This is a genomic window from Parasedimentitalea nitratireducens (assembly GCF_057444295.1).
Genome location: NZ_JBYAXC010000001.1, coordinates 247527 through 263396, shown reverse-complemented (window position 1 = coordinate 263396; position 15870 = coordinate 247527). Strand labels below are relative to the sequence as shown.

The 15870-nt window shown below is 59.5% G+C and carries 18 protein-coding genes; 13 read left to right on the top strand and 5 right to left on the bottom strand.

Annotated elements, in window-relative coordinates:
• Positions 1-20: 20 nt before the first annotated feature.
• Both AC2T28_RS01330 and AC2T28_RS01325 read right to left on the bottom strand, forming a co-directional pair.
• On the bottom strand, positions 21-479 hold the full coding sequence (locus tag AC2T28_RS01330) for an NUDIX hydrolase (protein ID WP_486747142.1): 459 nt from the start codon (positions 477-479) through the stop codon (positions 21-23).
• Positions 476-1282, bottom strand: a complete 807-nt coding sequence (locus tag AC2T28_RS01325) for a protein-disulfide reductase DsbD domain-containing protein (RefSeq protein WP_486747141.1) — start codon at positions 1280-1282, stop codon at positions 476-478. The genes AC2T28_RS01330 and AC2T28_RS01325 overlap by 4 nt, the downstream gene beginning before the upstream one ends.
• A 238-nt stretch (positions 1283-1520) precedes the next feature.
• On the opposite strand from AC2T28_RS01325, the gene AC2T28_RS01320 reads away from it, so the two are divergent.
• On the top strand, positions 1521-2078 hold the full coding sequence (locus AC2T28_RS01320) for a YqgE/AlgH family protein (protein ID WP_486747140.1): 558 nt from the start codon (positions 1521-1523) through the stop codon (positions 2076-2078).
• A 301-nt stretch (positions 2079-2379) separates the two neighbouring features.
• Here AC2T28_RS01320 and AC2T28_RS01315 read toward each other — a convergent pair whose 3' ends face one another.
• Positions 2380-3330, bottom strand: a complete 951-nt coding sequence (locus AC2T28_RS01315; RefSeq protein ID WP_486747139.1) for an L-threonylcarbamoyladenylate synthase — start codon at positions 3328-3330, stop codon at positions 2380-2382.
• A gap of 127 nt (positions 3331-3457) precedes the next feature.
• On the opposite strand from AC2T28_RS01315, the gene AC2T28_RS01310 reads away from it, so the two are divergent.
• From AC2T28_RS01310 to AC2T28_RS01280, 7 genes are all read left to right on the top strand, one after another.
• Positions 3458-5161, top strand: a complete 1704-nt coding sequence (locus tag AC2T28_RS01310; RefSeq protein ID WP_486747138.1) for an acyl-CoA dehydrogenase — start codon at positions 3458-3460, stop codon at positions 5159-5161.
• A 2-nt stretch (positions 5162-5163) separates the two neighbouring features.
• Positions 5164-6210: an MBL fold metallo-hydrolase gene (locus AC2T28_RS01305; protein WP_486747137.1), complete on the top strand. Its 1047-nt coding sequence runs from the start codon at positions 5164-5166 to the stop codon at positions 6208-6210.
• Positions 6211-6219: 9 nt separating this feature from the next.
• A complete protein-coding gene (locus AC2T28_RS01300) occupies positions 6220-6672 on the top strand; it encodes a DUF6173 family protein (protein WP_486747136.1) in 453 nt (150 codons plus the stop codon).
• 313 nt (positions 6673-6985) lie between these two features.
• Positions 6986-8830: a glycerophosphodiester phosphodiesterase family protein gene (locus AC2T28_RS01295; protein WP_486747135.1), complete on the top strand. Its 1845-nt coding sequence runs from the start codon at positions 6986-6988 to the stop codon at positions 8828-8830.
• Positions 8817-9590 carry a hypothetical protein gene (locus AC2T28_RS01290; RefSeq protein WP_486747134.1) on the top strand — a complete coding sequence of 258 codons (774 nt, stop codon included), beginning with the start codon at positions 8817-8819 and terminating at the stop codon, positions 9588-9590. The genes AC2T28_RS01295 and AC2T28_RS01290 overlap by 14 nt, the downstream gene beginning before the upstream one ends.
• Before the next feature lie 94 nt (positions 9591-9684).
• Positions 9685-9819, top strand: a complete 135-nt coding sequence (locus AC2T28_RS01285) for an aa3-type cytochrome c oxidase subunit IV (protein WP_486747133.1) — start codon at positions 9685-9687, stop codon at positions 9817-9819.
• A 13-nt stretch (positions 9820-9832) separates the two neighbouring features.
• A complete protein-coding gene (locus AC2T28_RS01280; protein ID WP_486747132.1) occupies positions 9833-10453 on the top strand; it encodes a hypothetical protein in 621 nt (206 codons plus the stop codon).
• 227 nt (positions 10454-10680) lie between these two features.
• Here AC2T28_RS01280 and AC2T28_RS01275 read toward each other — a convergent pair whose 3' ends face one another.
• A complete protein-coding gene (locus AC2T28_RS01275) occupies positions 10681-11013 on the bottom strand; it encodes an AzlD domain-containing protein (protein ID WP_486747131.1) in 333 nt (110 codons plus the stop codon).
• Positions 11010-11738, bottom strand: a complete 729-nt coding sequence (locus AC2T28_RS01270) for an AzlC family ABC transporter permease (protein ID WP_486747130.1) — start codon at positions 11736-11738, stop codon at positions 11010-11012. The genes AC2T28_RS01275 and AC2T28_RS01270 overlap by 4 nt, the downstream gene beginning before the upstream one ends.
• Positions 11739-11794: 56 nt before the next feature.
• On the opposite strand from AC2T28_RS01270, the gene fdhD reads away from it, so the two are divergent.
• The 5 genes from fdhD (at position 11795) to AC2T28_RS01245 (ending at position 15737) form a co-directional block, all read left to right on the top strand.
• On the top strand, positions 11795-12676 hold the full coding sequence (fdhD, locus tag AC2T28_RS01265; RefSeq protein ID WP_486747129.1) for a formate dehydrogenase accessory sulfurtransferase FdhD: 882 nt from the start codon (positions 11795-11797) through the stop codon (positions 12674-12676).
• 127 nt (positions 12677-12803) lie between these two features.
• A complete protein-coding gene (locus tag AC2T28_RS01260) occupies positions 12804-13364 on the top strand; it encodes a hypothetical protein (protein WP_486747128.1) in 561 nt (186 codons plus the stop codon).
• Positions 13361-13981, top strand: a complete 621-nt coding sequence (mobA, locus tag AC2T28_RS01255; RefSeq protein ID WP_486747127.1) for a molybdenum cofactor guanylyltransferase MobA — start codon at positions 13361-13363, stop codon at positions 13979-13981. The genes AC2T28_RS01260 and mobA overlap by 4 nt, the downstream gene beginning before the upstream one ends.
• The gene (gene mobB, locus AC2T28_RS01250; protein ID WP_486747126.1) at positions 13978-14487 is read left to right on the top strand and encodes a molybdopterin-guanine dinucleotide biosynthesis protein B; all 510 of its coding nucleotides are present in this window, start codon (positions 13978-13980) and stop codon (positions 14485-14487) included. The genes mobA and mobB overlap by 4 nt, the downstream gene beginning before the upstream one ends.
• Positions 14484-15737, top strand: coding sequence for a molybdenum cofactor synthesis domain-containing protein (locus AC2T28_RS01245; RefSeq protein WP_486747125.1), 1254 nt, complete (start codon positions 14484-14486; stop codon positions 15735-15737). Before mobB ends, AC2T28_RS01245 begins: the two co-directional genes overlap by 4 nt.
• Positions 15738-15870 lie beyond the last annotated feature (133 nt).

The window sequence follows — 15870 nt, the reverse complement described above, 5'->3', positions numbered from 1 at the left end:
CATCGTGATGCGGCTCTATTTCAGCTGTTTTGGGCTTTTTCGCGCATTCGGTGCTGCGCCAATCGGGCCACTTCTGCAACTTGATCCAACAGGGGCAGTCCGCAGGTTTCCAGCTCGTTCACCGAGAGCCAGCAGGCCTGTTCCGCGTCATCCATGGGGCTAGGATCACCAGACCGATACTCACACAGCACCGCCACCAATAAATACTGGTGCTCAACCGCGCCGTCCGCATTGCGCAAGATGACATCGACATTGGTCAGATATTCAAGCGGCTGAGCCGAGACACCGGTTTCCTCCAGTAGCTCACGCGCCGCCGCATCCATTGCGGTTTCACCCAGTTCCACATGGCCACCAGGAAATCCCCACATGCCCGCGCTTGGTTGTTTCCCACGTTGCACCAGGATCATCCGGTCGTGGTGACAAACCACTGCAATGGCCCCTACAATGGGGCGGTCAGCCTTGGGTCGTGGCGCGGTCATCCAGCGGTGCATCCCTGAATATCCACCGCGTGGCGCTTGCCAAGAATCGTGATGCGTAACTTTGAGCGGTCCAGCGCAAAGCCGCCTTTTGTTACGGGAAGGAATTCGGTTGTGGCCACCAGAACCCCACCGTGCCGGTTGCTGGTGGTGGTTCCGCCATAGGCCGCATTGGTGCCTGATTCAATTATGGCAACCTCTGCGCCGCCAGCTGTGGGCATGGTGATATGGGCCTCGACCTGCATGCCGTATTGGGTTGGCGATAGCTTGCATTTTGCAGATTTGACCCCGGCTTCTTTGGCTGAAAAGGGTCGACTGGCCATGGCAGCAGCAATCGTTGGATTACGCGAGGCCTGAAGGTCGATCTGGTGATCAAAAGAAACCTCGGCCGGCACACAGACATCCTTGCAGATGCCAAGATCAACCCGCCCCTTGAGCCGCACAGGTCGGTCGGTCTGTTGCGGGGTAATTTCGATCGGCAACACAAGCTGGTTGGTGTAGCCAATGGTCTGATACCCGCTTGTGTCGAAAACCTCAGGTGTCGGCCAGGTCATCGACAAATCGCCAAGGTTGCGTGAGCCACGCCAGCTAAAGCTGGGCGGGATGCCAGCCTCGCCAGGGCTGCGCCAATAGGTTTTCCAACCCTCCTGCAGGGTCAGACGCAGGGCCCCCATATAAGTCCCCCGTGACGTGAGGCCACCGTCCAGCACCTCGATCTCCACCAAGTGGGTGTCGCCGCTGGCGGACAGGGTCGGGGTGGTCAGGGCCAGTAGCCCTGCGAATGCAAATGTAAGTGCCTGTTTCATGCCTCTATTGATGCTCTGTTGGTGTGGAAATGCCAAGTCACGTTGTGGTTAGTCAGTGGGATCAGAGGGAGATATTGCCCTATCGCTCCAGCGCCCCTTGCGCACAGTCATTTGCCGGGCCATGGTTGATCCAAGGCTAGGCTGACCCAGATATTGTTGCAGAACAGAGAAAGAGCTTTCTGCCGCGGCTCAAGGCTTTGGCAGAGATTGGTGCGTTGAAACAAAGTGGTAAGGGTATATGAATCTCACTGGTAAACTCCTGATTGCCATGCCGGGCATGGGTGATGAGCGCTTTGATCACACCGTGGTTTTCCTGTGTTCACACACCGAAGATGGGGCCATGGGGTTGATCGTGAACAAGACCGCGCCCGAAGTGCAACTGGCCGACCTTCTGCGTCAGTTAGAGATTTCCCCGGATCCTGTATCCCAGGGGCAAATTCCAGTGCGCTTTGGCGGCCCGGTGGAAACCCAGCGCGGCTTTGTCCTGCATACGCCCGATTATGAGGCCAGTCTCAATTCGCTGCACGTGAATGAGACGTTTTCGATGACGGCGACTTTGGACATCCTGGAAGACATCGCAGTGGGCAAGGGGCCAGATCAGGTGCTGATGATGCTGGGCTATGCCGGCTGGGGCCCAGGGCAGCTTGAGGGGGAGATCGGCATGAACGGCTGGTTGACCGCCGAAGCTGATAAGGCGCTGGTGTTTGATATGGGCGATGATGCCAAATGGGGGGCAGCATTGCAGTCCCTGGGCGTGGATCCACTGGGATTGTCCAGCGAGGCCGGCCACGCCTGAGATAGCCGTGGGCTCCCGTCCAGCACTGACCTCCTGATGGAGGGGCATTGCCGGTTGGGCGTGGCACCGTGCCTACGGCCCGCTGTTATAGGTTCTGCTGAGAAGCGCCTTAGGGGCAGGTTTGCCCCTAAGGACGCCAGTGCGAGTGTTTTGCCGATCTGCACCGCGTCAACGAGCTGCGCCCGCGCCAGGGCGCGGTGGCCTCCGGCCATCATTGACCCGGCCCAGACCTGCGGTTGAAGTACCGGTTTATCTGCTGGTTCCGCGCGGCGCAGCCGCGCTGGGGCGGGAGAACTTGGTTTCAGGTTCTGGGAGCTGCGGCGCGTTGCAGTCGGTCGTTGATCGCCTGACCCAACCCATGCATCGGTATGTGGGCGATTGCGATGGGTTTGCTCAGCGCATCCAGCCTGTGCAGATGACCAAACAGGTTGGCGGCTGCCTCGGTCAGATCACCGCTTGCAGAAAGGTTCAAATCACAAACCATAGGGCCAAATCCCAACATCAACTCACCGTTTTGGGCCTGGCTGGCATTTAGCCGGACGCGCTCGTTGGGCGCGTAGTGCGACAGGAGTTGTCCCGGCGCGGTTAACGGATCAGTCACGTCGCGTTGTAGCAAAGGCTGGCCCAGTGCGGCCTCGATGTCCTCGGCGGCCAGCCCACCAGGACGCAGTAACATGGGTTCGGCCCCAGCCAAGCCAATAATGGTCGACTCCAGTCCAACGCCGCAAGCCCCGTCATCCACAATGGCGGCCAGCCTGCCATCCAGGCCAGCCTGCACATGGGCGGCGGTGGTGGGGCTGATCCGACCCGACGGGTTGGCCGAAGGGGCTGCCACTGGCCCGTCTACCAGCGCCAGCAGTCGCTGTGCCGTGGGGTGGGCCGGAACCCGGATCGCCAATGTGTCCAACCCGGCTGTAACCAGCGGAGAAATGCCGTGCCCCTCGCGCAGGGGCAGTACCAGTGTCAGCGGGCCAGGCCAAAAGGCATCGGCCAGGTGTAGGGCGTGTTCATTCCAGATGACGTAACGTTGCGCTGCTTCAATCGACGGTAAGTGGGCGATCAGCGGGTTAAACGAAGGCCGTCCTTTGGCCGCAAAAACCGAGGCCACAGCCTGCCCCTGACACGCATCTGCGCCCAACCCGTAAACGGTCTCGGTGGGAAAGGCGACCAGCTTGCCGCTGCGTAGAAATTTGGCTGCCTGTTGCAGGTCTGGCTCGTTTGAACCTAGGATTTGTGTGGTCTCGTTGTTCATCTTGGTGACGCCGCGTTTTGGTTTGCTTGCGCGGCTTGCCCCGCTAGGTAATCGTCAAGCCTTGATAGATACCGGCTGCGCACAGGGAAGCCAAGCCCGTGCCGCCGCGCCATAGAAAGACAACGCCATGAGCTTCCGCGCCCCCGTTCCCGAGTATGAATTCCTGCTGAACCATGTGGTTGGGTATGGACAGGTCGCAGGAACCGAGCGGTTTGCGGATGCGTCCAGTGATGTGGTCACCGCCATCCTGACCGAGGCCAGTAAGATGTGTGACGAGGTGATCGCCCCCTTGCAGCGCAGCGGTGACCTGGAACCCTCCCGGATGGAAAACGGCGTGATGCGGACATCCCCCGGATTTGCCGAGGGCTGGAAAGCGATTGCCGAGGGCGGCTGGATTGGCATGAGCGCGCCCGAGGCCCAAGGCGGCATGGCGCTCCCGATGGCGCTGACCACAGCCGTGAACGAGATGATGAGCGGGGCCTGCCTGTCGCTGCAACTGGCGCCCTTGATGTCACAGGGGCAGATCGAAGCGTTGGATCATCACGCCAGCGATGCGATCAAGGATCTCTATATGCCCAGGCTGATTTCCGGCGAATGGGCGGGCACCATGAACTTGACCGAGGCCCAGGCCGGGTCAGATGTCGGCGCGCTGGCGTCCAAAGCCGAAGACAATGGCGATGGCACCTATGCGATCTCTGGACAAAAGATTTTCATCAGCTGGGGCGACAATGATTTCTGCGGCAATATCTGCCACTTGGTACTGGCACGTCTGCCGGATGGAGTGCCGGGGACCAAGGGGATCTCGCTGTTCATCGTGCCGAAGTTTCTGCCCGATGAAAATGGCGAGGCCGGTGAGGCCAACAGCCTCAAGGTAGTCAGCCTGGAACACAAAATGGGCCTGCACGGCTCGCCTACTTGCGTGATGCAATACGATGGCGCCACCGGCTGGCTGGTGGGGCAGGAGCACGGCGGCATGGCGGCGATGTTCACTATGATGAACAACGCGCGGCTGGGGGTCGGCGGTCAGGGCATTGGCGCAGGCGAGGGCGCCTATCAGCATGCTTTGGAATATGCACTTGAGCGTAAACAGGGCCGTAGCGAAAGCGGTGCAATCGTTGACCATGCCGATGTGCGGCGGATGCTGATGACCATGAAGGCCGATCTGTTTGCGGCCCGCGCCATCATGCTGTCCTGTGCCGTGGCCATCGACATGCAGACCGCCACGGGTGAGGGCGACTGGGCCACGCGCGCGGCGTTTCTGACACCAATCGCCAAGGCCTTTGGCACCGATACCGGCATCTCGGTGGCTGATACCGGTGTTCAGGTGCACGGCGGCATGGGCTTTATCGAGGAAACCGGCGCTGCACAGTATTTCCGCGATGTGCGGGTGACCGCAATCTACGAGGGCACCAATGGCATTCAGGCCATGGATCTGGTTGCGCGTAAAATGATGGATGGCGGCGACATGGCCAACCGCCTGATCGACGAGATCGAAGAGCAGGCCGAGCGTGCCCGCGCCACCCATCCCAACATGGCCGAAAGCGTCTGGCAGGCCTGTGAAACCCTGCGCGAGGCAACCGAGTGGCTAGTAGCACAGGACAATATGAACAACCGCTTTGCCGGGGCTGTGCCTTACCTGCGCGCCTTTGCCCGGGTGCTGGGCGGACACTTCCACTTGGCTGCGGCCATGGCTGATGTCGGCGGTCCGCGTGAAAAACTGGCGCGGTTCTACATCAATCGGATGCTGCCCGAACACGCCTCGCTGCTGGCCCATGCTCAGGCCGGGGCTGATGGTGCCTTTGCTCTCACACTCGAAGAACTGGCAGGCTGATCATGACCTCTGTCCCCGAAGTTTCCATGCGCCACCCCTGGGAAGAGCCCCCCGCACAGGGCGAAGCGATCGAGGTGGCGAGCGGTGTGCTCTGGATGCGCCTGCCGCTGCCGATGAAGCTGGACCACGTCAATGTCTATGCACTGGATGACGGTGACGGCTGGACGGTGATCGACACCGGGTTTTCATCGAACAAAACACGCCGGGTGTGGGAACAGTTGATGGCAGGTCCACTCAAGGGCAAGCCAGTGAACCGTGTGGTTGTGACCCATCACCACCCAGATCACATCGGCAACGCAGGCTGGTTCCAGTCCGAACATGGCGCCGAACTGGTCACCACCCGCACCGCCTGGCTGTTTGCCCGGATGCTGACGCTGGATGTGCAGGAAGAATGGCCGCAGGAAACATTGGATTATTACCGCAGCGCGGGCATGGATCCCGAGATCTACGACAAACGCGCCGCCGACCGCCCCTTCAATTTTGCCGATGTCGTCTACCCGATGCCGCTGGGGTTCACCCGGATCAAGCAGGGCGATGTGTTCCGCATGGGCGGGCGTGATTGGGATGTGCACATGGGCAATGGGCATGCACCCGAACATGCGACGTTTTGGAGCCGCGATGACAATCTGGTGATCACCGGCGATCAGATCCTGTCCTCGATCAGCCCCAATATCGGCGTCTATGCCACCGAGCCGATGGCCGACCCGCTGGCCGATTGGCTCGAAGCCTGCGAGCGGCTGGCGCCACTGGCACGCGCCGATCACATCGCGTTGGGTGGTCACAAACTGCCGTTTTCACGGTTGCCGCTGCGCATGCGACAGCTGATCGACAACCACCACGGCGCACTTGAACGGCTGCTGGATCACCTCGATACACCCAAAACTGCAGCTGAATGTTTCTCACCTCTGTTCAAGCGAACAATAGGCGAAGGTGAATATGGGCTTGCTTTGGTCGAGGCTGTCGCGCATGTAAACCACCTGTATTGTATTGGAAAACTGGACCGCAGCCGCCGCGCCGACGGGGCCTGGCTGTACCAGCGCAAGGGGTGAGGGCACCAGATGGCCGACGAAATCATGACCACAGCCGAGGCCGCCGAAGCGGCGGCGCTGCCACAATTACACGAGGTCCACGCCGACCCTGAAGCACAGGCCGGGTTGAACGCAGTGCCAGCGGCGCTGAACAAGCCGGTCGAGAAGAAAAGCCAGGCGCGCTGGGCCTATGAGCGGCTGATCCTCTATATCCAGAACTTTGAAAAGCAGCTCGATGGTGAGCACGAGGTTGCCATGGGCTTTGTCGGTGGCGAGGCAGGTGTGCTGCGGATCGAAGGCATGGGCTATTTCGACCCCGATATCATCACCTTTTACGGCACCGATGGTGCAGGCGGTAAAACCCAGCTGGTGCAGCACGTCAGCCAGCTGAATGTGATGCTGCGCGCACTGCCGAAACCGCAACAGGACAAGCCTGCCAACCGCATTGGCTTCAAACTGGCCTCCGACCTCGAAGAGGCCTGATCCTTTCACCTTCGCTTGGTGACGGGTCAACGATGGCCGCAGGCCACCGCGCCCCGGCGCGGGCATGCTCGTTGAGGCGGCACCAAGCTTTTGATACTTGATATGGCTCACTGAGGGGCAGGCCTGCCCCTCAGTGGCTTCTCAGCAATACTCTTCTAACGCACTGCGCCACGCGCAGTGCCACGCCCAACGGGCGGAACGCATCCTTGATGCGTGATCAACGGGCGGGAGCTTTGACAGACCTTTCGTATCCGCTCTTGCGATATCGCGTAGCACATCGTTCTATGACTGCCATAGTGTCAGGAGTGTTGTGTTGAATCCTTTCTCTCTCGTCTTGCAAGCCTACGCCGGAGCCAAACAGCGCTGGCGGCTCAACCTGTCCGTCCATGTCACCCTGCGCCTGCTGTCCTTGGCCCTGATCGCACCGCTGCTCGGGGCCTTGGTCAACCTCGCAGTGTCTTTCTCCGATCAAGCCGCGCTCACCGACCAAGACATCGCCCTCTTCGTGCTCTCTCCGGTGGGGTTCCTGCTGTCCCTGGCGGTTCTCAGCATTGTTCTGGTCGCCGAGGTCACCGGCTTTGCGGTGATGGCTGCGTCGCTCAGATATGAACAACCCAGCCGCTGGCAGACCGCGCGCGTAGCTCTGTTTGCTGTGGTCAGGAAACTGTACGATCTGGCCGTCTTTATCGGCCTGCTGCTGCTCCGCATCCTGCTGCTTTCGGTACCGTTTCTTGTGGCGGGCGGGTTGGTCGCGCTGTGGCTGCTGACCGAGTATGACATTAACTATTACCTGACCTACCACCCACCTGCCTTCAAACTGGCAGTGGCTCTGATCGGAGGGAACGTTGCTGTGCTGGCGCTGCTGCTGCTACAGCGCCTGTCCGCCTGGGCCCTGGCGCTGCATCTGGTGTTGTTCAAAGATATTGCGCCCCGGGGCAGCTTTGCCGCCAGCGCCGAACAGATGAAGGGCCACCACCTTAAACTGCAGCTAGAGCTGGTCGTCTGGCTAGTCCTGCGCACCGCGTTTGTTGCGACACTTGCAGCGCTGGCCGGGATAATCATTGCATGGATGCCAGTTGGCACTGATGCCAATATGCTGCGTGTTTTGTTGCTTGCTCTGGTGGTTATGGCTGTTTGGGTGGTTGGTGACGCTATGGTGTCTGCCATAGCACTGGGCGCACTGGCTCTGATCCTTGATCGCCACTTTGGCGGCGAGAATCCGCCCTTGCCGAGCTACCTGAAAAAGCCACCGAAGCTGCGGTTGGGTCTCTATGGATTTGCAGGCATGGCTGTGGCACTGGGCGGCTTTTCCTTGTGGATGGGGCAGGCCTTGTTTGACGCCGCTCAAACCACTGATGAAGTTGAAATCATCGCCCACCGTGGCGCGGCGGGCAGCAAACCGGAAAACACCACTGCCGCTATTGAGGAAGCCATCGTTCAAGGCACCGATTGGGTCGAAATCGACGTCCAAGAAAGCGCTGACGGGCAAGTGGTGGTAATGCACGACGCCGACCTGATGAAGCTGGCGCAGGTCAATCTGCAAATCCATGCCGCTACGCTCGACGAGATGAGCCAGGTAGATATCGGCAGCTGGTTCGACGCAGCCTACGCTGACCAACGCATCCCGATGCTCAGCGATGTGCTGCAACAGGTCAAAGGCCGTGCCAAACTGCTGATCGAATTCAAGCATTATGGTTATAATGTCGACCTCGAAGGCCGCACCGTACAACTGGTCGAGCACGCAGGCATGGTAGATGACATCGCCCTGATGTCACTCAAATACGGTTCAGTGCAAAGGGCCAAGGAACTGCGCCCCGACTGGCGCGCCGGGATCCTTGCCGCCACCGCCGTAGGCAAACTGGCTGGACTAGATGGTGACTTCGCCGCCGTTCGGGCCGAGATGGCAACGCCGCACCTGATTGCTTCGGTGCATGCGGCGGGTAAGGATCTGTATGTCTGGACGGTGAATGACCCGCTGCAAATGTCCAAATTGATCTCGATGGGCGTGGATGGGCTGATTACCGACGAGCCTGGCCTAGCCCGTCAGGTGCTCGAAGTTCGAGCCGAGCTGAACACGCCGGAACGGATGGTGCTTTGGCTGGTCGAGGAGCTGGGTTTGAGCCTTAATCCCAAGGAATACCGCGATGTCAGCCCGTAGTGTTGTGAAGGATGTAATCTGCAATTCAACGGTGAAACTCTCCGGATCGCTTGCGATCCGGTTCACGCCCGACCCCGCCCGCCAGGGTGGGCGTGAATGGGATAAGTGTTTCAGTCGTTCGAAGCTGGCGTCTATTTCACCAGCCTTGCGCAAAGTTGCGATGCGCCCCTCCTCGGGATCTGGCGCGAACCATCCATTCAACCAGTTCTGTCAGCCTGTGATTGTTGTTCTCTGCCTTGGGTTTGGGATCGGGCAGGCTTCTGCGCAAGACTTGGACCAGCTGGGCCGTGGCCTGGAACTGAAGGCCCACGCCGCATTGATGCAACAAGTTGAGCGGGTCAACGCGCCAGCCCCCTTTACCACAGACGGATGCAGCGGTGGGATGTCCAGTAGCTGGCAGGCCGTTGCCTCCTACTGGCCGCAATTTGCCCGCGACCACCAAGAGCAGCCTCCGTTTGAATCCTGCTGTGTCACCCATGACCGTGCGTATCATAATGCTGGCGGCGCGGATAACGCCTCTGACAGTTATGACGCACGCCTGCAGGCAGACCGGACACTTCAGGCCTGTATCATCGAAACAGGGCAGGACCGTCAGGCCGAACTTGCGGTGAGTTATGGTGTGACCGAGGCGCAAGTGGTCGAAGCCTATGAGCTCTTGGCGGGGAGCATGTACTACTCTGTGCGATTCGGTGGCGGCCCCTGTACGGGCCTGAGCTGGCGATGGGGATACGGGTTCAACCAGTGCTGGAGCCGCAACTAACGCAGATTCTATCACCCTGCGCCGCAATGACGTGGTGACAGGCTTTTTCAATTCCGATATTCAACCCAAAACATATGCGAATAGGAAACGACCCATGGCAGATCACAAGCACGGTTCTATGGATACCACAGTGCAGGAAAACACTTACAACGGCTTCATGACATTTGTGACTCGCTTTTGCGTGGCCATGATTATGCTGGCTGTGTTCCTGGCTGTTTTCGCAACCTGATCGGGGGCTGTCAGTGCGTTTAGTTTTAAAACTGGGGGCTTCGCTTCTGGCGCTGACAGTGCTTGCTGGCTGTGCGGACCAACCCCAGCCCAATGCAACGAACGAGACCCTGGCAGCGGTTGCCTACCGCGCGCCGGGTCCGGCGACGTTGACACTTTATACCATCATCAACAACCGCACCGGTAAAGGTGGTCACACCTCGTTGATGATCAACGCCTCTGAAAGGGTCATCTTTGACCCCGCAGGCTCGTTCTATGCGGATGTTGTTCCGGAACGGGATGACGTTCTGTACGGCATCACGCCGGCGGTTGAGCGCGCCTATCGCGGCGGCCACGCCCGCAGTACCTTTCACGCGGTGATCCAAACGATCGAAGTGACGCCTGAACAGGCCGAGATGGCCTATCAACTGGCAAAAACCAATGGTCGCGTACCCGGCGCCTTTTGTGCCAATGCAACCTCGTCACTGCTAAAGCAACTGCCTGGTTTCGAAGACCTGAAGGTGACCTTCTACCCCACCAAGCTGATGGATCAGTTTGCTGATATTCCGGGTGTGGTGACCGACACATACTATGAGAATGACAGCGACGACCTGCAGGACGGCCTGGCCCGTGGCAATGCCGCGCTGAACGGCTAGGCTTCTGCCTCAAATTGGTGTCTTTCGACCTGCCCTGGAAACGGGGCAGGCCAAGTTTGCCAGTCTCTACAAATTCAACAAAGGCTCCCGCGCCCGCGCGCTCCATTGGCCTATGGCCAATACCGGTTGCGGACTTGGGCGCGGCGCATCGCGTCGCGCCACGCCCAACGGGCGGATGGCACCGCAGATGCCAACGACGGGCGGGAGGACTTGGCTGTGGGAGGGGGCTATCCGATGAGCTGCAACAGGGTGAACAATGTCAGCCCTCCGGCGGCCATGGCTGTCAATACGTTCTTACTGAAATACCCAACGACGAGTGTGGTAACGGCTGCCACCAGATGTGGCAGGCTGGGTATGCCTCCAGTTGGGGCAGGCCAGGCCACCAGCGGGGCAACCAGCGCTGGAATGATAGCAACCGCCGTATAACGCAGGTGACGCATCAACCAGGCGGGCATGGTGCGATTAGCCATCAACCCGATAAAAGCAAAGCGCAGCCCGAAACTGCCGATGGCCAGCCCAATGATGACGGTCCACAGGATGGTTGGATCAATCGTGCTCATTGCGAAACCTCCGCTGCCAGCTTGCGCCGCTCCAGCCACAGCTCAACCTGTGCGCCGATCATCATGCCTACCAATCCCGCCACGATCAGCCCTAGATTATAGGGCAGCACCACGGCAAACAGAGCCGTGATGATCGAGGCAAAACAAGCCGCCAGATGCGCCGCTGTCCGCAGCATCGGGCCGATCATCGCCAAAAACGCCAGTGGCAACACAAAATCCAGTCCCCAACTGGCTGGAATTTGCGACCCAACCATGACGCCTGTGACCGTTGCCATCATCCAGACCGGCGCCACCAACCCATTGGTACCAAAGAAATAGGCCATGCGCTGCGGCACCGTCATCTTTGGCTCGCTCTCGAATTGCACAATCGACAGGGCATAGGCCTGATCCACCGTCAAATAGGCCGCCAGTGCGCGCTGCCACAAAGGAGCCGATCCCAGATAGGGCGTCAGCGAGGCCGAATACATCGCCACCCGCAGGTTCACCGCAAGCGCCGAGATCAACACAATGAACACCGGTGCATTCTCTTGCATCAGCTGCAACGCGGTAAACTGCGCCGAACCGGCAAAAACCGCCATTGAAAAGGCAAAGGCTTCGGGGACAATAAGTCCCGCCTCGGCCGCCAGCACCCCGAACAGCAACCCAAAAGGACCCGACACCAGAATAAACGGCGCGCTGTCGCGAAAGCCCTTCCAGAAAGCCGATTTGGTGGTGGTGAATGGCATGGCAAGATCCTAGGTTAGTTTCGACGAGACCTAAGGCTGATCCGGGGGAGTTTCAATTGGCCAACACAGTGGATCTGAAAGAATATTTGATCGCGCCCAACCCGGCCAATACCAGGCTGACCCGCGCGGTCACTGGCGTGGACCACAATGGCGAGGCTAGCCAGATTTCGGTGGTCGAGGAACGGCCGCTGACCATCTATCTGAACGGGCAGGAAATTGTCACGGCGATGACCATTGGCGACTACCCCGAATACCTGGCGCTTGGCTTTTTGCGTAACCAGGGCATGCTGCGCGATGACGACGTGATCACCGGGGTGGATTATGATGACGATCTTGAGGTGGTGGTGGTCCGCACCGAGATTGAAACTTCTCACGAAGAAAAGCTGAAGAAAAAGACCCGCACCTCGGGCTGTGCGGTGGGCACGGTGTTTGGCGATATGATGGAGGGGCTGGAGGATGTGAAACTCCCCGCCACCCCGGTCAAAACCTCGTGGCTGTATTCATTGGCCAACAAGATCAACCGCACGCCGTCTTTGTACCTCGAAGCCGGTGCCATTCACGGCTCGGTGTTGTGCCATCAGGACCGCCCACTGGTCTATATGGAGGATGTGGGCCGCCATAACGCGGTAGACAAGATTGCCGGCTGGATGGTGTCGGAACGTGCCCAGGCAGCTGACAAGATCATGTATACCACTGGGCGCTTGACGTCTGAGATGGTGATTAAAACCGCAATGATGGGCATCCCTGTGCTGGCCTCACGTTCCGGGTTCACCGCTTGGGGTGTGGAGATCGCCCGCGAGGTCGGTTTGACATTGATCGGTCGCATGCGCGGGCAGCGGTTTGTGTGCTTGTCCGGCGATGAACGGCTGGAACGGGACGTGGATCCGGCGACGGTGGCGGGTGAGGATAAGAAGCATCGCAGGAAGAGCGCTGAATGAAATACGAAGGGCAGTGCCTGACCTTGGGGAGGTGCAAAGCGCCTTCCCGGGGGGAAGGTCAGGCGCAGCCCGGCGGTGCTGCCGGATGGGATAGGAATTTGTTGAGGCACTATTGGAGACACTTTAGATGAGCGAAAAAACATTTAACTTAGTGTTGCAAGGACCGATGTGTCCAAAGCTGATGTCGCAAGCCATCAAGCGTTGCCCCCGTCCAAAATTTTTCAAGAACATGACGTTCTCGCTGCTTTTAGTTCCTATGCTTGAAGGAGCGTTGCTTGCCATGGGAGGGATCGTTCTAGCTTTCATGCTGCTCAATAAAAACCATTTTCCTCAACAATATTTAGGTGTTGCTGCACCTTTACTGGGGAGTGTTTTGGCTATCTGCGTAATGAAACTATCTGCGCATGTGAAAAAATCGTGGCAGTTGAGGCAGATGCTGAAATCTCCGATCTACAGCGGCGACACAACTTTTGAATTATCGCCGAAAATGCTGAGAATGAATTCGGAAAACGTGGAGTGGAACGTTCGGTGGCCTGCGATTGAACACGTTGTCAATGAGCCAGCGGGCATGTTCTTCTATTCTGGATTTTTCACATATGTTTTGCCCAAGTCAGTGCTTGCAACTGGGCAGGAAGCGGAGATTTGGGATGCCATTGAGGATTGGCGAGGAAAGGACAAAAAATCATGACCAAACCCCTCGGCATAATCCTCGCCGGAGGCCTCGCCACCCGAATGGGCGGCGGTGATAAAGGGCTGCTGCAGCTTGGCGACCAGCCTTTACTTTCCCATGTCATCGAACGCCTACGGCCACAAGTTTCGGGGGTGGCTCTAAATGCCAACGGTGATCCCGGCCGCTTTACAGACTATGATCTCCCCGTTGTGGCCGACAGCATCCAAGGCTACGCTGGGCCACTTGCAGGTGTTCTGGCTGGTCTGGACTACGCAGCCACGCAAGGCGCAGATCATATCGTCACCGCCGCTGCCGACACGCCGTTCTTTCCGCAGGATCTGGTCGAGGTGCTGCAACTTGCCGCCAAAATGGACGACACCAATATCGCGCTGGCCGCCACGCCGGACCCCGAGCGCGGCACACTGCGTCAGCCAACCTTTGGCCTCTGGCCGGTTGCTTTACGCGAGGACCTGCGCGCGGCCCTGAACGATGGGGTGCGCAAAGTGGTACAATGGACCAGTCGCCACAATGCTGCCGACGCCATGTTCCCTAATTGGGACTACGATCCCTTCTTCAACATCAACCGCCCTGAAGACCTGCAAAAGGCCGAGGCCATGCTGGCAGAACACTCATGAAAATCTACGGCGTCACCGGATGGAAGAACTGCGGTAAAACCGGGCTGATGGAGCGGCTGGTGGCCGATTTCACCGCGCGTGGGCTGACGGTCTCAACCATCAAGCACGCGCATCATTCGACCGATGTGGACCAAGCCGGCACCGACAGCCACCGCCACCGACAGGCGGGCGCGGCCGAGGTCATCCTGGCCTCGCGCCAACGGGTCGCCATCATGCAGGAACTGCGCGGCGCTGAAGAACCTCCACTGGCCGACCTGCTGGCGCGCCTGTCCCCGGTCGATCTTGTGCTGGTCGAAGGCTACAAGCGTGAACCCCACCCCAAGATCGAGGCGCACCGGGAGGCTGCTGCCCAGCCCCTGATTGCCCCCGATGATCCCAGCATTCACGCGGTCGCTAGTGATACCCCGCTGGATCTGGATCGCACAGTGTTCGACCTGAACGATACCCGCGCGATTGCAGACTTCATCCTGTCAGAACTGGAACTCACAAACGAGGTCCCGGCATGATCAAGCCGCCACCGCTCCGTAACGATTGTTTTGCTCTGCCAGCCGGGACCCACTGGACCCCAGTGGACGAAGCCTTGGCCACCCTGCGCAAACGCCTTGGCCCGGTGACAGCAAGTGAAGTGTTGCCGCTGGATCAGGCACTGGGCCGAGTGCTGGCTGAGGATGTCACCGCTTTGCGGTCGAACCCACCGCTGCCCAATACAGCAGTCGATGGTTATGGCTTTGCAGGCCCGATGGCTGAAGGTCCGCAGATCCTACCGCTGGTGCAGGGCCGAGCTGCCGCCGGCATCCCGTTTGACGGCACCGTACCTGCTGGATCTGCGATCCGGGTGCTCACCGGGGCAGCCCTGCCTGAGGGTGTCGATACGGTTATCCTCGAAGAAGACGTGACCTGCGACGGCAGCCAGATTGCCTTTCACGGGCCGTTGAAGAAGGGCGCCAATGCCCGTCGCGCCGGCGAGGATGTTGCAGCCGGAAATGTCGTGTTCCCCAAAGGGCGTGTCGTAACCCCCGCCGATCTGGCGCTGGCCGCCGCAACCGGCCTGTCCGAACTGCCTGTGCGCCAACAATTGCGAGTAGGGGTGTTGTCTACTGGGGACGAGTTGGTTGAAGTTGGGCAGACGGCTGGCAAGGGCCAGATCTATGACGCCAACCGCCCCATGCTGCTGGGTCTGCTGCAGCAAATGGGCTTTGCCGCCGTCGACTTGGGAAAGGTGCAGGATGATCGCGAGGCATTAGAGGCGCGACTGAACAGCGCAGCCGAGCAGGTTGATGTCATCCTCACCAGCGGCGGAGCCTCGGCGGGGGACGAAGACCACGTCTCAGCCCTGCTGACCGAAAAAGGTGCAATCCAACACTGGCGTATCGCGCTGAAACCCGGCCGTCCGCTGGCGCTGGGGATGTGGCAGGGCACGCCGGTGTTTGGCCTGCCTGGTAACCCTGTTGCGGCACTGGTCTGCACGTTGATATTTGCCCGCCCTGCCTTTGGATTGATGGCCGGGGCAGGTTGGTCTGAACCACAAGGGTTCCAAGTGCCCGCTAGGTTTGAGAAACGCAAGAAACCTGGTCGCCGCGAATTCTTGCGCGCCCGCATGCGAGATGGTCAGGCCGAGGTCTTTGCCTCCGAAGGTTCTGGCCGGATCAGCGGTCTCAGCTGGGGAGAAGGACTGGTGGAACTGGATGATGGTCCTGCTCATATCCGCCCAGGCGATTCGGTGCGTTTTATCCCCTACAGTAGCTTCCTGATGTAATCCAATGTCTCCCGCCCGTCACTGGACCTGACGGTCCGCTCCCGTTGGGCCAAGCGCCGTGCGATGCACGGCGCGTCACCGCTGGTTGCGACACCTTGTATAGTAACAAGCCGTTGCAGAGCGGGCGACTGTG